The sequence below is a fragment of the Pseudocitrobacter sp. 2023LY-00077 genome (assembly GCF_055796175.1).
In genome coordinates, this window is sequence record NZ_JBSPEI010000011.1 from 33,857 (window position 1) to 49,679 (window position 15,823).

The 15,823-nt window shown below is 52.2% G+C and carries 16 protein-coding genes; 7 read left to right on the forward strand and 9 right to left on the reverse strand.

Annotated features, from left to right (window positions below):
* The first annotated feature begins 82 nt into the window (after positions 1 to 82).
* Positions 83 to 1,387, forward strand: a complete 1,305-nt coding sequence (locus ACWWFX_RS15095; RefSeq protein ID WP_473224156.1) for a sulfurtransferase — start codon at positions 83 to 85, stop codon at positions 1,385 to 1,387.
* Here ACWWFX_RS15095 and ACWWFX_RS15100 read toward each other — a convergent pair.
* On the reverse strand, positions 1,384 to 2,016 hold the full coding sequence (locus ACWWFX_RS15100) for a CDP-alcohol phosphatidyltransferase family protein (RefSeq protein WP_276223403.1): 633 nt from the start codon (positions 2,014 to 2,016) through the stop codon (positions 1,384 to 1,386). The genes ACWWFX_RS15095 and ACWWFX_RS15100 overlap by 4 nt on opposite strands.
* A 79-nt stretch (positions 2,017 to 2,095) precedes the next feature.
* On the opposite strand from ACWWFX_RS15100, the gene ACWWFX_RS15105 reads away from it, so the two are divergent.
* Positions 2,096 to 2,497 carry a pyrimidine (deoxy)nucleoside triphosphate diphosphatase gene (locus tag ACWWFX_RS15105; RefSeq protein WP_456145405.1) on the forward strand — a complete coding sequence of 134 codons (402 nt, stop codon included), beginning with the start codon at positions 2,096 to 2,098 and terminating at the stop codon, positions 2,495 to 2,497.
* On the opposite strand, the gene ACWWFX_RS15110 is transcribed toward ACWWFX_RS15105, so the two are convergent.
* The gene (locus ACWWFX_RS15110; protein WP_473224157.1) at positions 2,472 to 2,735 is read right to left on the reverse strand and encodes a DUF1496 domain-containing protein; all 264 of its coding nucleotides are present in this window, start codon (positions 2,733 to 2,735) and stop codon (positions 2,472 to 2,474) included. The genes ACWWFX_RS15105 and ACWWFX_RS15110 overlap by 26 nt on opposite strands.
* A 240-nt stretch (positions 2,736 to 2,975) precedes the next feature.
* Here ACWWFX_RS15110 and gdhA point away from each other — a divergent pair, with 240 nt between their 5' ends.
* Complete coding sequence (gene gdhA / locus ACWWFX_RS15115) at positions 2,976 to 4,319, forward strand: NADP-specific glutamate dehydrogenase (protein WP_276223409.1); 1,344 nt, start codon at positions 2,976 to 2,978, stop codon at positions 4,317 to 4,319.
* A 43-nt stretch (positions 4,320 to 4,362) separates the two neighbouring features.
* Here the strand turns inward: gdhA and ACWWFX_RS15120 are convergent, their stop codons facing one another.
* Both ACWWFX_RS15120 and selD read right to left on the reverse strand, forming a co-directional pair.
* Complete coding sequence (locus tag ACWWFX_RS15120; RefSeq protein WP_473224158.1) at positions 4,363 to 6,318, reverse strand: DNA topoisomerase III; 1,956 nt, start codon at positions 6,316 to 6,318, stop codon at positions 4,363 to 4,365.
* 4 nt (positions 6,319 to 6,322) lie between these two features.
* The gene (gene selD / locus ACWWFX_RS15125) at positions 6,323 to 7,366 is read right to left on the reverse strand and encodes a selenide, water dikinase SelD (protein WP_276223413.1); all 1,044 of its coding nucleotides are present in this window, start codon (positions 7,364 to 7,366) and stop codon (positions 6,323 to 6,325) included.
* Positions 7,367 to 7,589: 223 nt separating this feature from the next.
* Between selD and phoC the strand changes: the two genes are divergently transcribed.
* Entirely contained in the window at positions 7,590 to 8,339 is a 750-nt protein-coding gene (phoC, locus tag ACWWFX_RS15130) for an acid phosphatase PhoC (RefSeq protein ID WP_456145403.1), read from the forward strand.
* 43 nt (positions 8,340 to 8,382) lie between these two features.
* Here the strand turns inward: phoC and ACWWFX_RS15135 are convergent, their stop codons facing one another.
* Positions 8,383 to 8,934: an NAD(P)H nitroreductase gene (locus tag ACWWFX_RS15135; RefSeq protein WP_473224159.1), complete on the reverse strand. Its 552-nt coding sequence runs from the start codon at positions 8,932 to 8,934 to the stop codon at positions 8,383 to 8,385.
* Between the two features lie 164 nt (positions 8,935 to 9,098).
* On the opposite strand from ACWWFX_RS15135, the gene sppA reads away from it, so the two are divergent.
* Genes sppA through pncA form a run of 3 tightly spaced genes read left to right on the forward strand, consistent with a single transcriptional unit; the run spans position 9,099 to position 12,671 of the window.
* Positions 9,099 to 10,952, forward strand: a complete 1,854-nt coding sequence (gene sppA, locus ACWWFX_RS15140) for a signal peptide peptidase SppA (protein WP_473224160.1) — start codon at positions 9,099 to 9,101, stop codon at positions 10,950 to 10,952.
* Between the two features lie 51 nt (positions 10,953 to 11,003).
* A complete protein-coding gene (gene ansA / locus ACWWFX_RS15145; protein ID WP_015964783.1) occupies positions 11,004 to 12,020 on the forward strand; it encodes an asparaginase in 1,017 nt (338 codons plus the stop codon).
* 9 nt (positions 12,021 to 12,029) lie between these two features.
* A complete protein-coding gene (gene pncA, locus ACWWFX_RS15150; protein ID WP_473224161.1) occupies positions 12,030 to 12,671 on the forward strand; it encodes a bifunctional nicotinamidase/pyrazinamidase in 642 nt (213 codons plus the stop codon).
* Positions 12,672 to 12,702: 31 nt separating this feature from the next.
* Here pncA and ACWWFX_RS15155 read toward each other — a convergent pair whose 3' ends face one another.
* From ACWWFX_RS15155 to ACWWFX_RS15170, 4 genes are all read right to left on the reverse strand, one after another.
* A complete protein-coding gene (locus tag ACWWFX_RS15155) occupies positions 12,703 to 13,239 on the reverse strand; it encodes a hypothetical protein (RefSeq protein WP_473224162.1) in 537 nt (178 codons plus the stop codon).
* A 67-nt stretch (positions 13,240 to 13,306) separates the two neighbouring features.
* Complete coding sequence (locus ACWWFX_RS15160; protein WP_473224163.1) at positions 13,307 to 13,909, reverse strand: hypothetical protein; 603 nt, start codon at positions 13,907 to 13,909, stop codon at positions 13,307 to 13,309.
* A 168-nt stretch (positions 13,910 to 14,077) separates the two neighbouring features.
* Positions 14,078 to 15,004 (reverse strand): type VI immunity family protein, encoded by a 927-nt coding sequence (locus tag ACWWFX_RS15165; protein WP_473224164.1) that lies wholly within the window; start codon positions 15,002 to 15,004, stop codon positions 14,078 to 14,080.
* A gap of 213 nt (positions 15,005 to 15,217) precedes the next feature.
* Complete coding sequence (locus ACWWFX_RS15170; protein WP_473224165.1) at positions 15,218 to 15,619, reverse strand: hypothetical protein; 402 nt, start codon at positions 15,617 to 15,619, stop codon at positions 15,218 to 15,220.
* Positions 15,620 to 15,823: the final 204 nt, after the last annotated feature.

Consider the following 15,823-nt stretch of genomic DNA (forward strand, 5'->3'; position numbering starts at 1 on the left):
CTATAATACTGCGTTAACGCAAAGTATTTGTGAGGTCCGACGTTCAGAATGACGTACCTTTTTCTATTTGTCGGACGATTCGATGAAACGTGTTTCTCAACTGTCTTTGCTGGCTCTCGCGCTTGGACTCTCCACCTCAGTTTTTGCCACTGATATGGCGAAAACATTGAGTTTCTCTCATCTGTTACAACAAAACGGGGTCGCTATCGATACGCGCATGAGCGCGTTTTATAACGGCTGGCCGCAAAGTACTAATGGCCCACAGGGGCATGAACCCATGGCGCTCAACCTGTCGGCGAGCTGGCTATCATCCATGACCGATGAGCAGCTTGCGACCTGGGCGCAGCAGCATAAACTGCAAAAAGAGACCGCCATTGCGCTGTACGGCAACGATAAAGATAACGAGGCCGTCGCGGCACGTTTAGAAAAAATCGGCTACACGCAGATCGTCCGTTTAAGCGACGCCCTGCAACAGCAAAATCGTCTGCAGAAACTCCCCCACTTTGAACAACTGGTGTACCCACAGTGGCTTCACGACCTCCAGAAAAACAAATCTGTAGAGGCCAAACCGACGGGTGACTGGAAAGTATTTGAAGCCGGTTGGGGCGCACCGAAACTTTACTTACTTAGCCACATTCCGGGCGCAGGCTATATCGACACCAACGAAGTGGAAAGTGAGCCGCTGTGGAACAAAGTCTCTGACGAACAGCTGAAAGCGATGCTGGCGAAGCACGGCATCCGCCACGACACCACGGTGATCCTCTACGGACGTGACGTCTATGCCGCCGCGCGTGTTGCGCAGATCATGCTCTACGCCGGCGTAAAAGATGTCCGGCTGCTCGATGGCGGCTGGAAAACCTGGTCTGATTCAGGGCTGCCCGTTGAACGCGGTACCGCGCCTAAAGAAAAATCAGCTCCAGATTTCGGCGTCACTATTCCCGCTCAGCCGCAGTTAATGCTGGATATGGAACAAGCGCGTGGCCTGCTGAATCGCAAAGACGCCTCGCTGGTCAGCATTCGTTCCTGGCCAGAATTTATCGGCACCACCAGCGGTTATAGCTACATTAAGCCAAAAGGCGATATCGCTGGCGCACGCTGGGGCCATGCGGGCAGCGACTCCACGCATATGGAAGATTTCCACAACCCGGACGGCACCATGCGCAGCGCGGATGATATTGCGGAAATGTGGAAGAGCTGGAATATCCTGCCTGAACAGCATGTTGCATTTTACTGCGGTACCGGATGGCGTGCGTCAGAAACCTTTATGTACGCCCGCGCCATGGGCTGGCAAAACGTCGCGGTCTATGACGGCGGCTGGTACGAATGGAGCGCTAACCCGAAAAACCCGGTGGCGACAGGCGATCGCAAACCGGATAGCTCGCTTTAAGGTTTCTCTTCGTGACGCTGACACGCCCTCAGCGTCACATACCCTCCCCACACCCGATTAAACGTCGTCAGCCAGCACAGCGCGCCAAAAACCCACGCCAGCCAGGAAAAGTACGCCGGGAAGAGGCAACAAAGCACAAATAACGCGATAGTTTCACTGCCTTCCGTCAGGCCGCCGAGGTAATAAAACGATTTGTGCGCATAGCCGGGGTTATCGATATTGTATTTCGCTGCCAGCGCGGCAAACGCCAGAAAGCTGCTGCCGGTACCGATAAACGCAAACAGCAGCCACGCGCCCGCAATAGCATTGTTCAACGGATCAGCAAGGACAAAACCAAACGGCACCAGCGCGTAAAAGAGAAAGTCGAGGGCAATATCAAGGAACCCGCCGGCATCCGATAAACCCCGCCGCCTTGCAAGCGCACCATCCAGCCCATCACACAGGCGATTAACCACAATCGCCATTAACGCCGCGCCATACCATCCCAGCGCCAGAAACGGCAAGGCCAGCACGCCGACAGCAAACCCCACCAGCGTGATGCCATCTGGGGTAATCTGAGGACGATCGACGCTTTCAGCAACGCGATTGAGCAAGGGCTTGAGACGCGGGTGTAGATAACGGTCGAACATGTTTTTTCCTGTAACAACGCTTTAGCAAACTTCAGGGCAAGGATATTATGGTAATACATTCACTGGATCTTTGACCGTTATGCTGAAAACCATCGATGTTGTTGCTGCCATTATTGAACAAAATGGACAAATTTTACTTGCCCAACGCCCGTCCCACGCCGATCAGGCTGGATTATGGGAGTTTGCCGGGGGGAAAGTCGAGCAAGGCGAGAGCCAGCCGGAAGCGCTGATCCGCGAGTTACGTGAAGAATTAGGTATTGAAGCGCAGCCCACTCGCTACATCGCCAGTCATCAACGGGAAGTCTCCGGGCGAATCATTCACCTGCACGCCTGGCACGTCCCGGTTTATGCTGGCGAAATTGTCGCCCACGAACATAGTGCGTTGACGTGGTGTTCCCCTGAAGTAGCGCTCAGCTATCCACTTGCTCCCGCCGATATTCCCCTGTTACAGGCATTTATGGCTTCACGCGATGCCAGATAAGCGGGTTGGTACTGATGGTTTTCTCATCGCGCTGACACTGTAGCAAACCGCCGTCCGTATTAATCACCGCGCCTTCAGAATAATATTCATTTTGATAGACGCAGCACTGGCTACAGTTTTGTACCTGTTGCCCCTGAGTACTAAAGACTTCCGGCGGCACATTGACTTCGACCTGCGGGCGCGCGAATGCCGCCCCCGCCATTACCACCAGTAACCCTGCCAGCCATTGCGTTTTCATCGTCGAGCTCCTGTTATCTGCTTCTGTGTATCTTTATATCGACCCATTTGCTCACTTCCTTAAGTGTAAACGCCTATCGGTTTTTATTATGACCCACCGCTGCGTATTAATTTTCCTTTCGGGCTCAATTTTGCTTGTCAAAAGTTAGCAACGTAATGATATAGTCAAAAAACATCACGACGTTAAAACATAAATCACAACAAGCACATACATCATTAACTATAAGAGGAACTTATACTTATGGATCAGGTTGGCTCTCTGGAAAATTTCCTTGCCCACGTTCAGCAACGCGACCCACACCAGACAGAATTCTCTCAGGCCGTACGCGAAGTCATGACCACCCTATGGCCATTTCTGGAACAGAACCCGCAATATCGTCGCCTCTCGCTGCTCGAAAGGCTGGTTGAACCAGAGCGCGTGATCCAGTTCCGCGTAGTATGGGTGGACGATCGCAATCAGGTACAGGTGAACCGCGCATGGCGCGTACAGTTCAGTTCGGCGATTGGGCCGTTCAAGGGCGGGATGCGTTTCCACCCTTCCGTAAACCTGTCGATTCTGAAATTCCTCGGCTTCGAGCAAACCTTCAAAAACGCGCTGACCACGCTACCTATGGGTGGCGGCAAAGGCGGCAGCGATTTTGACCCGAAAGGCAAAAGCGAAGGCGAAGTCATGCGCTTCTGTCAGGCGCTGATGACTGAACTCTATCGTCATCTTGGCGCAGACACCGACGTCCCGGCGGGCGATATCGGCGTGGGCGGTCGCGAAGTCGGTTTCATGGCTGGCATGATGAAAAAACTTTCCAACAACACCGCCTGCGTGTTTACCGGTAAAGGGCTTTCGTTCGGCGGCAGCCTGATTCGTCCAGAAGCTACCGGTTACGGTCTGGTTTACTTCACCGAAGCGATGCTCAAGCGTCATGGTCTGAGCTTTGAAGGCATGCGCGTTTCTGTTTCCGGCTCCGGTAACGTGGCGCAATACGCGATTGAAAAAGCAATGGAATTTGGCGCTCGCGTCGTCACCGCATCCGACTCCAGCGGCACCGTGGTGGACGAAAGCGGCTTTACCAAAGAAAAACTGGCGCGTCTGATTGAAATCAAAGCCAGTCGTGACGGTCGCGTGGCCGATTACGCGCGTGAGTTTGGTCTGGTCTATCTGGAAGGCCAGCAGCCGTGGTCTGTGCCGGTTGATATCGCCCTGCCGTGCGCCACGCAGAATGAGCTGGATACCGATGCCGCTCGCGTGCTGGTCGCTAACGGCGTCAAAGCCGTAGCCGAAGGTGCGAATATGCCAACCACCATCGAAGCCACCGAACTGTTCCTCGAAGCGGGCGTACTATTCGCACCGGGTAAAGCGGCGAACGCGGGCGGTGTCGCCACCTCCGGCCTGGAGATGGCGCAAAACGCCGCGCGTATGGGCTGGAAAGCAGAGAAAGTCGATGCGCGTCTGCACCACATCATGCTGGATATTCACCATGCCTGCGTTGAGCACGGCGGCGAAAGTAAGCAAACCAACTATGTGCGCGGCGCTAACATTGCAGGCTTCGTTAAAGTTGCCGACGCGATGCTGTCACAGGGTGTGATTTAATGCCTACGGACGGGTGCCATTCATTGAAAACGGCATCCTCCGCTTACGCTATCGCCCCACTGCCCGCTTCATCCGATGGCGGGCTTTTTTTCGCGCTACGTTTACGCGGAGCACTCTTTTTCTTATCGCCGCCGCTGCCCGGGGCGACAATGCCACGAAAACGTCTGACCGGCGTGCTGCGAGCCTGGTCAATCAGTTGATATAACGTGCCCACCAGCGGCTGCATAAAGTCCTGATAGCGGCACTGTTTTTCGCTGATTTGCGTCAGAATTGACTCCCAGTGTGCCGTCATATCCGGCCGTGTCGCCATTTCCGGCAGCGAGTGGAACAGCGCTTTACCCGCGTCAGTCGAGTGAATATAGCGCCCTTTTTTAGTCAGGAAGCCGCGTTTGAACAGCAGTTCGATAATCCCAGCGCGCGTCGCTTCCGTGCCGAGGCCATCTGTTGCACGCAGGATCTTTTTCAGATCTTTGTCCTGCACAAAACGCGCGATACCGGTCATAGCAGAAAGCAGCGTTGCGTCGGTGAAGTGGCGCGGCGGCTGGGTTTGCCGTTCCACCACTTCACCTTTTTCGCACAGCAGTTCATCGCTTTTGGCAACCACCGGCAACGGCGTACCGTCGTTTTCTTCATCGCGTTCTTTCCCGCCGAGCAGCGTGCGCCAGCCTGCTTCAGCAAGGAAACGCGCCTTAGCGATAAATTTGCCGTTAGCAATATCAAGGTCTATCTGACACTTACGGAAAACCGCATCCGGGCAGAACTGCATCAGATACTGACGCGCCACCAGGGTGTAGATCTTCGATTCGTTTTCGGTGAGGTTGACGTTGCTCGACCGCGCAGTAGGGATAATGGCGTGGTGCGCATCAACCTTTTTATCATCCCAGCAGCGGTTGCGCGTGTCCGGGTTAACCACCGGTTGCGGCAAAAGATCCGGCGCGTGAACGCCTATCGCATTCAGCACCGCATGTCGCCCGGCGAAATGCTCTTCGGGCAGATAGCGGCTATCCGAACGCGGATAGGTAATTAGTTTGTGGGTTTCGTAAAGTTTCTGGCAAATATCGAGCACGTTCTGTGCGCTCAGGCCATAACGTTTTGCGGCTTCAATCTGCAAGGCAGAAAGCGAAAACGGCAGCGGGGCCGATTCTGATTCCCGTTTATCGTTATAGGCGGTGACAATCGCCGGCTGACCTTCAATGCGTTTGACCACATGATCGGCCAGCGCGCGGTGCAGCAATCGCCCCTCTTCGTCCTGATACGGCTCGCAGGCTTCGCTCGGCTGCCAGACGGCGGTGAAGCGTTCATCATTTGGCGTTACAATGTGCGCCTTCACTTCGAAGAAATCTTTTGAGATGAAGTTTTCAATCTCTTCATCGCGACGTACTACCAGCCCAAGCACCGGCGTTTGTACCCGACCAACGGAGAGCACGCCGTTATACCCGGCGTTACGCCCTAAAATGGTGTAGGCGCGGGTCATATTGATGCCGTAAAGCCAGTCGGCACGGGCGCGAGCCAGCGCGGAAACGCACAGCGGAATAAAGTCGCTGTTGGCGCGCAGACGCGTAATTGCCCGCTCCACCGCCTGCGGGTTCAGGTCGTTGATTAAACAGCGTTGAACCTGCTGGCGCTTTTCGGGCGCCAGCGAAAGATAGTCCAGCACTTCATCCACCAGCAGTTGCCCTTCTCTGTCGGGGTCTCCTGCGTGAATGACTTCACTGGCTTCGTGCAAAAAACGCTTAATGACGTTGAGCTGCTTTGTCACCGACGAACGCGGCTGAAGTTGCCACTTCTCCGGGACTATCGGTAAGTCCTGCAAATTCCAGCGCGCATAACGGCTGTCGTACGCGTCCGGCTGCGCCTGTTCGAGTAGATGGCCAATACACCAGGTCACCACCTGACCGTTGCCACATTCGATATAACCGTCGCCCTTTCGATGGGGTTTCGGTAATACATCGGCAATGGCACGCGCCAGGCTCGGTTTTTCCGCAATAAACAGGCGCATCAGCTTAGCGGATCTCAATCATGGGGCGACCCGCGCGGGCCTCAACCAGACCACCAATCGAGGTTAAGGTAATGCCATACTCCGCCGCCGCAGCCTGAACCTCTTGCTCGGCATCCGGCGTGACCGCCAGCAGCAGGCCGCCAGAGGTTTGCGGGTCGCACAGCAGCGAACGCCATTCGTCCGGCATCTCACCCATCAGGTGACCATAGCTGGCGAAGTTGCGCCCGGTACCACCCGGCACCGCGCCCTGCGCGATGTACTCTTCCACGCCCGGCAGTTTCGGTACGTCGGCAAAGTTCACCTGCGCCTGCACGCCTGCGCCCTGACACATTTCACTGAGGTGTCCCAGCAGACCAAAACCGGTGACGTCCGTCATCGCTTTGACGCCGTCAATATTGGCGAAAGCCGCACCGGCCAGGTTCATCTGGCACATGACTTCCGTCGCCAGCCCCTGATGTTCAGGTTTCAGCAGTGATTTCTTCTCAGCGGTAGTGAGTACGCCAATACCCAGCGGCTTGGTGAGGAACAGTTTGCAACCCGCCTGAGCGGTGCTGTTTTTCTTAACGCGCTCGGTCGGCACGACGCCAGTGACTGCCAGCCCAAAGATAGGCTCCGGCGCATCAATGGAGTGACCGCCCGCCAGGGCAATACCGGCTTGCTGACAGGCAAAACGCCCGCCTTCAATCACCTCGCGGGCGATTTCCGGCGCCAGCGTATTGATTGGCCAGCCGAGAATCGCAATCGCCATAATCGGTTTGCCGCCCATCGCGAAGATATCGCTGATGGCGTTGGTGGCCGCGATACGGCCAAAATCAAACGGATTATCAACGATCGGCATGAAGAAATCGGTGGTACTGATAATCGATGTGCCGTTGCCGAGGTCGTACACTGCCGCGTCATCACGGGTTTCATTGCCGACAAGCAGGTTCGGGTCGACAAACTTCGCCTGCTCGCTGTGCAGGATGGTTTCCAGCACTTTTGGGGAAATTTTACAACCGCAACCGGCTCCGTGGCTGTACTGTGTTAAACGAATGGCTTGCTCGCTCATGGGCATCTCCTGATTTTGCCAATCCCACTATGGTAGCGCCCAAATGGCGGCGAGGTAAGTCCGACACTCCGAAATCGCTCACTACTGCTCACTTCGCAAGCAAATGTCCGTTTTGCGACACAGGGCAATTTTTCTTACCGCGTTTTTCCTTCTACTAATTAGTGGCATGAATATATTAGTGTCAAAACCTGCATATCAGGATAAAAATCAAAAGGAAATATCAATGAAAAAACGCATTATCGCCCTTTGCCTGGCAACCCTTTTTACGTCCAGCGCTTTTGCTCTTGCTCCGGCCGGGAACGACGCCACCACCAAACCAGACCTCTATTATCTGAAAAATGCGCAAGCCATTGATAGCCTCGCTCTGCTGCCGCCTCCGCCAGCCGTAGGGAGCATCGCATTCCTGAACGATCAGGCGATGTATGAACAAGGCCGCCTGCTGCGCAATACCGAACGCGGTAAGCTGGCGGTGGAAGATGCAAACCTGAGCGGCGGCGGCGTGGCGAATGCCTTCTCCGGCGCGTTTGGATCGCCGATCACCGAAAAAGATGCGCCGCAGTTGCACAAACTGCTGACCAACATGATTGAGGACGCGGGCGACCTGGCGACCCGTGGTGCGAAAGATAAATACATGCGCATTCGTCCGTTCGCTTTCTATGGCGTACCGACCTGTAACACCACCGAGCAGGATAAGCTGTCGAAAAACGGTTCTTATCCGTCTGGCCATACCTCTATCGGCTGGGCCACCGCACTGGTGCTGGCAGAGATTAACCCGGATCGTCAGAACCAGATTTTAAAACGTGGGTATGAGCTGGGCGAAAGCCGCGTGATTTGCGGTTACCACTGGCAGAGCGACGTAGATGCCGCGCGCATCGTCGGTTCCGCCGTTGTTGCCACACTGCACACCAACCCGGCGTTCCAGCAGCAGCTGCAAAAAGCGAAAGACGAATTCGCCAAACAACATAAGTCTTAATGAAAAACGCCCGGTGGTTCTTACCGCCGGGCGATCAGCCTGGTTAGAAACGCACCACAAACGGGGCCGTATCGGGCACCGACACGGTGGTAGACGCCTTCAGCTGTGGCGTGCCTAAATAGAGAAATCCGACGATTTTATCGTGTTCCCCGCACTTCAGCCCTTCACGCACGATCGGACTATCGGTTAACGCGCCGCTGCGCCAGATACCGTTAAAACCCTGCGCAACCGCCGCCATCTGCATCGCCATCACCGCACAGCCCGCTGACATCTCCTGTTCCCATTTCGGCACTTTGTGATGTGGCTGACATTTCGCCACTACCGCGATAATCAGCGGCGCACGGAATGGCGCATTACGTGCTTTATCAATCGCTTTCTCATCGCTGCCTGCACCAATTGCGCCTTTTTCCAGCAACTGGCTGAAACGTTCGCGGCCTTCTCCCTCGATGATAAAAAACTGCCACGGCTGTAGCGTGCCGTGATCCGGGGCACGCATCCCGGCCCGCAGGATATTTTCCAGTTGCTCACCGGCTGGCGCAGGGTCAGCCAGGCGGGAAGCGCTACGGCGATTTACCAGTAATTCAAGTGCGTCCATTGATTCGCTCCTGTCATGTTATTTTTCACAAAATTAACATGCGCGGGGAATTTGTTACAGCGCCGAAGGCGATTCCTGCTGACAACGGGCGGCGCTCTATTTAGGATAGCCAGATGTTTCACCGCTTCCGGTGGACCGTTTACTGTCTTTATCAGGGAGAAAACATGCGAACCCTATGGCGTTTTATCGCCGGATTCTTTAAATGGACGTGGCGATTACTCAATTTTGCCCGCGAACTGGTGCTGAACCTGTTCTTTATTTTCCTTGTGCTGGTTGGCGTGGGGATCTGGATGCAGCTTAGCAGCACGCCTGAAAGCAACAGCACGCGCGGCGCGTTGTTGATGGACATCAGCGGCGTAATTGTCGATAAGCCTTCAGCCAGCAGTAAGCTGGGCGTGATTGGTCGTCAGCTGTTTGGTTCAAGCTCCGATCGTTTACAGGAAAACTCGCTGTTCGATATCGTCCAGGCCATCCGCCAGGCGAAAGATGACCGCAATATCACCGGTATCGTGCTGGATCTCAAGAACTTCGCCGGGGGCGATCAGCCTTCGATGCAGTATATCGGCAAAGCGCTACGTGAGTTCCGCGACAGCGGTAAGCCGGTTTACGCCGTGGGCGACAGCTACAGCCAGGGTCAGTATTACCTCGCAAGTTTTGCCAATAAAATCTGGCTCTCGCCGCAGGGCGTTGTTGACCTGCACGGCTTTGCCACCAACGGCCTCTATTACAAATCCCTGCTTGAGAAGCTGAAAGTCTCTACGCATGTATTCCGCGTCGGCACTTATAAATCAGCCGTTGAGCCATTTATTCGCGATGATATGTCCCCCGCCGCGCGTGATGCTGACAGCCGCTGGATTGGCGAGCTGTGGCAGAACTACCTGAATACGGTGGCGGCAAACCGCAAAATCACCGCGCAGCAGGTATTCCCTGGCGCGCAGGCGATGCTCGATGGCCTGACCAAAGTGGACGGCGATACGGCAAAATATGCGCTTGATAGCAAACTGGTCGATTCACTGGGCAGCAGCGCAGAAATCGAAAAAGCGCTCAGCAAAGAGTTTGGCTGGAGCAAAGCGGATAAAAACTACCGTGCAGTCAGCATTTACGACTATGCGCTGAAAACCCCGGCAGATACGGGTTCCAGCATCGCGGTCGTCTTTGCGAACGGCGCGATTATGGACGGTGAAGAAACGCCGGGGAACGTCGGCGGCGATACCACTGCGGCGCAAATCCGCGATGCGCGTCTCGACCCGAAAGTGAAAGCAATTGTTCTGCGCGTCAACAGCCCTGGCGGCAGCGTCAGCGCCTCCGAAGTGATCCGCGCGGAACTGGCGGCGGCGAAAGATGCGGGTAAACCGGTTGTGGTCTCGATGGGCGGTATGGCGGCATCCGGCGGTTACTGGATCTCCACCCCGGCAAGCTACATCGTGGCGAACCCGAGCACGCTGACCGGGTCTATCGGTATCTTTGGCGTGATCAATACCGTGGAAAACTCGCTGGATTCCATCGGCGTGCACACGGATGGTGTTGCCACTTCTCCGCTGGCAGATGTGTCGATGACCAAAACGCTGCCGCCGGAAGTGCAGCAGATGATGCAACTGACCATTGAGAACGGCTATAAACGCTTTATCACCCTGGTTGCGCAGTCGCGCCACAGCACGCCGGAGCAGATTGATAAAATCGCCCAGGGCCACGTGTGGACCGGGCAGGATGCGAAAGCCAATGGTCTGGTCGACAGCCTCGGCGATTTCGATGACGTGGTCGCCAAAGCCGCTGAACTGGCGAAACTGAAAGCGTGGCACATCGACTACTATCAGTCTGAACCGACGTTCTTCGATATGGTGATGGATAGCGTCTCCGGCTCGGTGCGCGCCTCGCTGCCGCAGGCATTGCAGGCGTATCTGCCTGCGCCGCTGGCCTCAGCCGCCAAAGAGGTGAAAGCCGAAACGGACAAGCTGGCCGCCTTCAATGACCCGCAAAATCGCTATGCGTTTTGCCTGACCTGCGCCAATATACGATAATTATAATCCCCTCTACGGAGGGGATTTTCTTTCGCTTACTCAAACGACACCATGCAAAAAAAATCCATTTACGTCGCCTATACCGGCGGTACCATCGGGATGCAGCGTTCCGAACACGGCTATATTCCTGTCTCTGGGCATCTGCAACGCCAGCTGGCGCTGATGCCAGAATTCCATCGCCAGGAGATGCCGGATTTCACCATCCATGAATATCAGCCGCTGATGGATTCTTCCGATATGACGCCGGAAGACTGGCAGCACATTGCCGATGATATTAAAGCGCACTACGACGATTATGATGGCTTCGTGATCCTTCACGGCACGGATACCATGGCCTTCACCGCCTCGGCGCTGTCGTTCATGCTGGAGAATCTGGGCAAACCGGTAATTGTGACAGGGTCACAAATCCCGCTCGCCGAGCTGCGTTCGGATGGACAAATTAATCTGCTGAATGCCTTATACGTGGCGGCGAACTACCCGATCAACGAAGTCTCACTGTTCTTCAATAACCGCCTCTATCGCGGCAACCGCACCACCAAAGCGCACGCCGACGGTTTTGATGCCTTCGCATCACCGAACCTGGCGCCGCTGCTGGAAGCGGGGATTCATATCCGCCGCCTGGGTACACCGCCCGCGCCGAGCACCTCGGGCGAACTGATCGTCCATCCGATTACCCCGCAGCCGATTGGCGTGGTGACCATTTACCCCGGCATTTCCGCTGACGTGGTGCGCAACTTCCTGCGCCAGCCGGTGAAAGCGCTGATTCTGCGTTCTTACGGTGTCGGCAATGCGCCGCAAAACGGCGAGTTTTTAAAAGAGCTGACCGAAGCCAGCCAACGCGGCATCGTGGTGATTAACCTCACGCAGTGCATGTCCGGCAAGGTCAACATGGGCGGCTACGCTACCGGCAATGCCCTCGCCCACGCAGGTGTGATTGGCGGTGCGGATATGACCGTCGAAGCCACACTGACCAAACTGCACTATCTGTTAAGCCAGAACCTTGACGCCGACGCCATCCGTAGCGCCATGCAGCAAAACCTGCGCGGTGAGCTGACGCCAGACGACTAAGGAACCTTCATGAAAGCACGAGCACTGTTACTGGTTGATCTGCAAAATGATTTCTGCGCCGGCGGCGCGCTGGCTGTTACCGAAGGCGATAGCACGATTGATGTCGCCAATACGCTGATTACCTGGTGCAAATCGCGCGGCGAAGCCGTTGTGGCGAGCCAGGACTGGCATCCGGCCAGGCACGGCAGTTTTGCCAGCCAGCACGGCGTAGAGCCCTACACGCAAGGTCAACTCGACGGCCTGCCGCAAACCTTCTGGCCCGATCACTGCGTGCAACACAGCGAAGGTGCCGAACTGCACCCGCTGCTGGCGCAGAAATCGATTGATGCGGTGTTTCACAAAGGCGAAAGCGTCAATATCGACAGCTATAGCGCATTCTTTGATAACGGTCATCGCCAGAAAACGGCGCTGGATGCGTGGCTGCGTCATCATGAAATCAGCGAGCTGATTGTGCTCGGTCTGGCAACCGACTACTGCGTGAAGTTCACCGTGCTGGATGCGCTGGAACTGGGGTATCGCGTGAACGTGATAACCGACGGCTGTCGCGGCGTTAATATTCAGCCGCTGGACAGCAATCAGGCGTTTATGGAGATGGCGGCGGCGGGCGCAACGCTGTATACGCTGGCGGACTGGGAAGAGACGCAGGGGTAATCCTTTTTGACTGAATGCCCGGTACAACTTGTTATCGGGCATTTAATGGAAAGATCTCATAACCGGCATTATTGGGCAGCGAATCCGTGGCCCACGCTTCATCCTTTCGGCTATCGTAGAGGATATATTTGCCCTGCCATTCTCCCTTTCCCTCGACGTTCCTGATGATCAATAACGTACGATTTTCGCTAAACCAGACAGCTTCTGGCGCATTCCTTTCCGCGAAGCAAAAACCTTGCGGTACGTTTTTTTGAGCGTCAGATTCTTTTACCCCAGTCACCAGACAACCGCTGAGATATGGTGGGCCATTACTCAGTGCAAAAATAAGCGTGTGATTAACGCATTGCGCCAGTACCAGCTCCCCGGATCTGACACTGCCATCCAAAAATGCAGAAGTAATGATGTTATCAAAAGCAAGGTAAGGCGTATCACCATCGCTGGTTTGTAGTGACAACAGGGTTATTTCTTTTTCTTCTGAGATGGCGCAGGTTTGGAGGTTTTTGATTGTTGCGGACAGGCAATTAATGGGCATAAGCGCCAATAAAATGACTATTATTAATAATCGCATAAAGAGCGTTTCTCTCTTTATCATTTAATAAGTAAATGACAGTAAGCCCGCAAAAGTAAAGCGTAAATTAATCATGATAATCTCTCAGTTGTATAGCATCACAAATATGTTCATTTTTTGCATCATAGACGTATTCGATCTCACTGCCATCATCACATTTTTTAGGCTGTGAAAAAGCATGTATTGTCACCATTTCACCATGTGAGTCGCATTCATTTCTAAGCATATCAACACCTTCCTGTGAATATACCTGCATAACATCATATGGTTTTTCTAATATTTCTGATAATGGAATAACATCCTCCATCAATGAAATCACCTCCCCCAATGCCAGTGATTTATAATAATAATCCTTATCAACATATTCCAAAGTCCATGCGAAAAGTAACTGTCCCTCATCCCAAAATACTATCGTATTATGCTCTCCGTTTGCCCAATCAAGGCCGAGCATACAGAAGTTATTTTTTAGATAATTCTTTTTATATAACAACAACAAATAATTTAAAGATTCTCCGTACTGACTGCTGTATGGTTCCTTTGTGGTTACATGAAAGTATGATACAGGTTTATCTCTGAAAATTCCGAAACCAGAAGGTTCGGGTAATGGAGTCGATAATACTTCTCCTGCACATAAAAATAAAATGGAGAAAATAACACTTTTTAGTTTCATTTTTTCTCTGACTTAAAAAATAAATGACTGCACCCCTCATAGATATCTTGATCAGCCAGTCCATCCGGTAAATTATCCCCTGATTCTAAAGATAGTTTCAAAATGGAAACATTCCTGAAATCATCGTCCAACCATACAGTCGTCGACTTTAAAGCGTGATTAATTTGTTCAATCCATGCGACCACGCCATTCCAGTGAGCGTTCAGTATTAACGCCCCAGAAACCAAACAAATATCTACTGCGGATCGGCTTCAATATTTGTGAGACAACGCGATAATCTTCTGGAATAGTTAACGCCTCACCACTCTCACATAATTGTGGATATTCTGATGCAGAGATCATCACCCCTCCGTTATATTTATAAATTTGTGCATTTGTCCCCTGGATATTTTTAAGAAGGTTTTCGTAACCACCTAATTTATCCACGTAGTTATTATCAAGCAAGTTAAGCCAGTTTGGTGAAAGAACCCCCATCCCAGCAGAAACTGACTGAAGACTATCGCATATTTCTATACCAGGAAAATACCTTGATAAAGCCTGAGTGATACCATATGCCTGCCCCCTTTTTTGCATGTCATAAGCTGGAAAAACACCTATCCCTGAAGAACCATGTCTGGCATTTAATATTTCTGCCCATCGCAAATACAGTGTTATAGGATGTTGTTCTGAATGTTCAAAGAACCAGGTAACAGGGACGCATAAATATAGATGGCTGGTATTATGCGTCACAGTTGAATTCCCCAAGCCATCTATGCAGTATTGTGGTGATTCATATTTAACCTGACCAGAATGAAAAACCATTTGCCAGGCGTAATCACCCTCAGGATAGGCAGAGAGCCAGTTTTGCAGATTATAGTCCGAAGAAATCTTTTTCCAGCGATGGCTGCGAGGGTGAGTCATCCATTTAAGTGATTTCCCATATAACTTCCAATATTCCTCACAGACCGAAACTACTTTGGTCCTATTTTCCCTTTTATAACCATTAGGAAAAAAGAAGCTAAAATAATACACCAACTGGGAGATATTATAACCATCATTATCTTTCAGGATAAAGCGGTTAACATCGCAAAAATCAACATGAATTTTATTATTCATGGCACATACCTTTAATGCAACCAATATTAATGATTATTATATATTACAGGCTGAAATCAGCTTTCCCGCCAAAGATACCATAAGCCATATAAATTTATAGTATCGAACAACATTTTTCATAAGGTGCCATGCTTTTATAAACACCGCAGCATCCGGAGCCATGTTCTTAGAAAATATATTCTGCAATATTGTTCGCACCGTTTGCATCCAGACTCACCATTTACAGTTCATATCATCAGTGAGCACAGAGATATTTTCTTTAAATCTGATTATTTTCCCTGCATCTGACTTATAGTAAAAATCGTTAAACACTGCACCTTGCGTGGAAACAACATAGGTGCCATTAACCTGACCTTTTATCACTTCACGCCATGTATAAGTGAACTCGGAAGGTCTTCCTTCGAAAACTTCCTCAGTTCTGCCCACAAAAGCGAGCGGGATGAAAGCAGACCCTTTTTCATATAGAACATAGCCGAGACTCGCTTCTTTACTGATTATCTCGGTAAACTTGAGGTTGGTTGTTACGTTACTAAAACAACCTACAATAGTTTGTTGACTTGCATACAATGATGAGGGCATCAATAATAATAGGATTATTGACAAGGCAATTAACATTAAAAACTCCTTATGACTATTATTGACTATATAGCTCCACCGTATTGCTGGATAAAAAATATGATAGCGGAGTCGTTGGGATTTCAATATATCTAGCGGAACACAACTCCCCCATAGAAGCATCGATTACTGATAAGTAATTCTGGCTGATTACGATTGTCACCTTATTATAAATTTCATTAAGCATACTAATTATATTGAGTT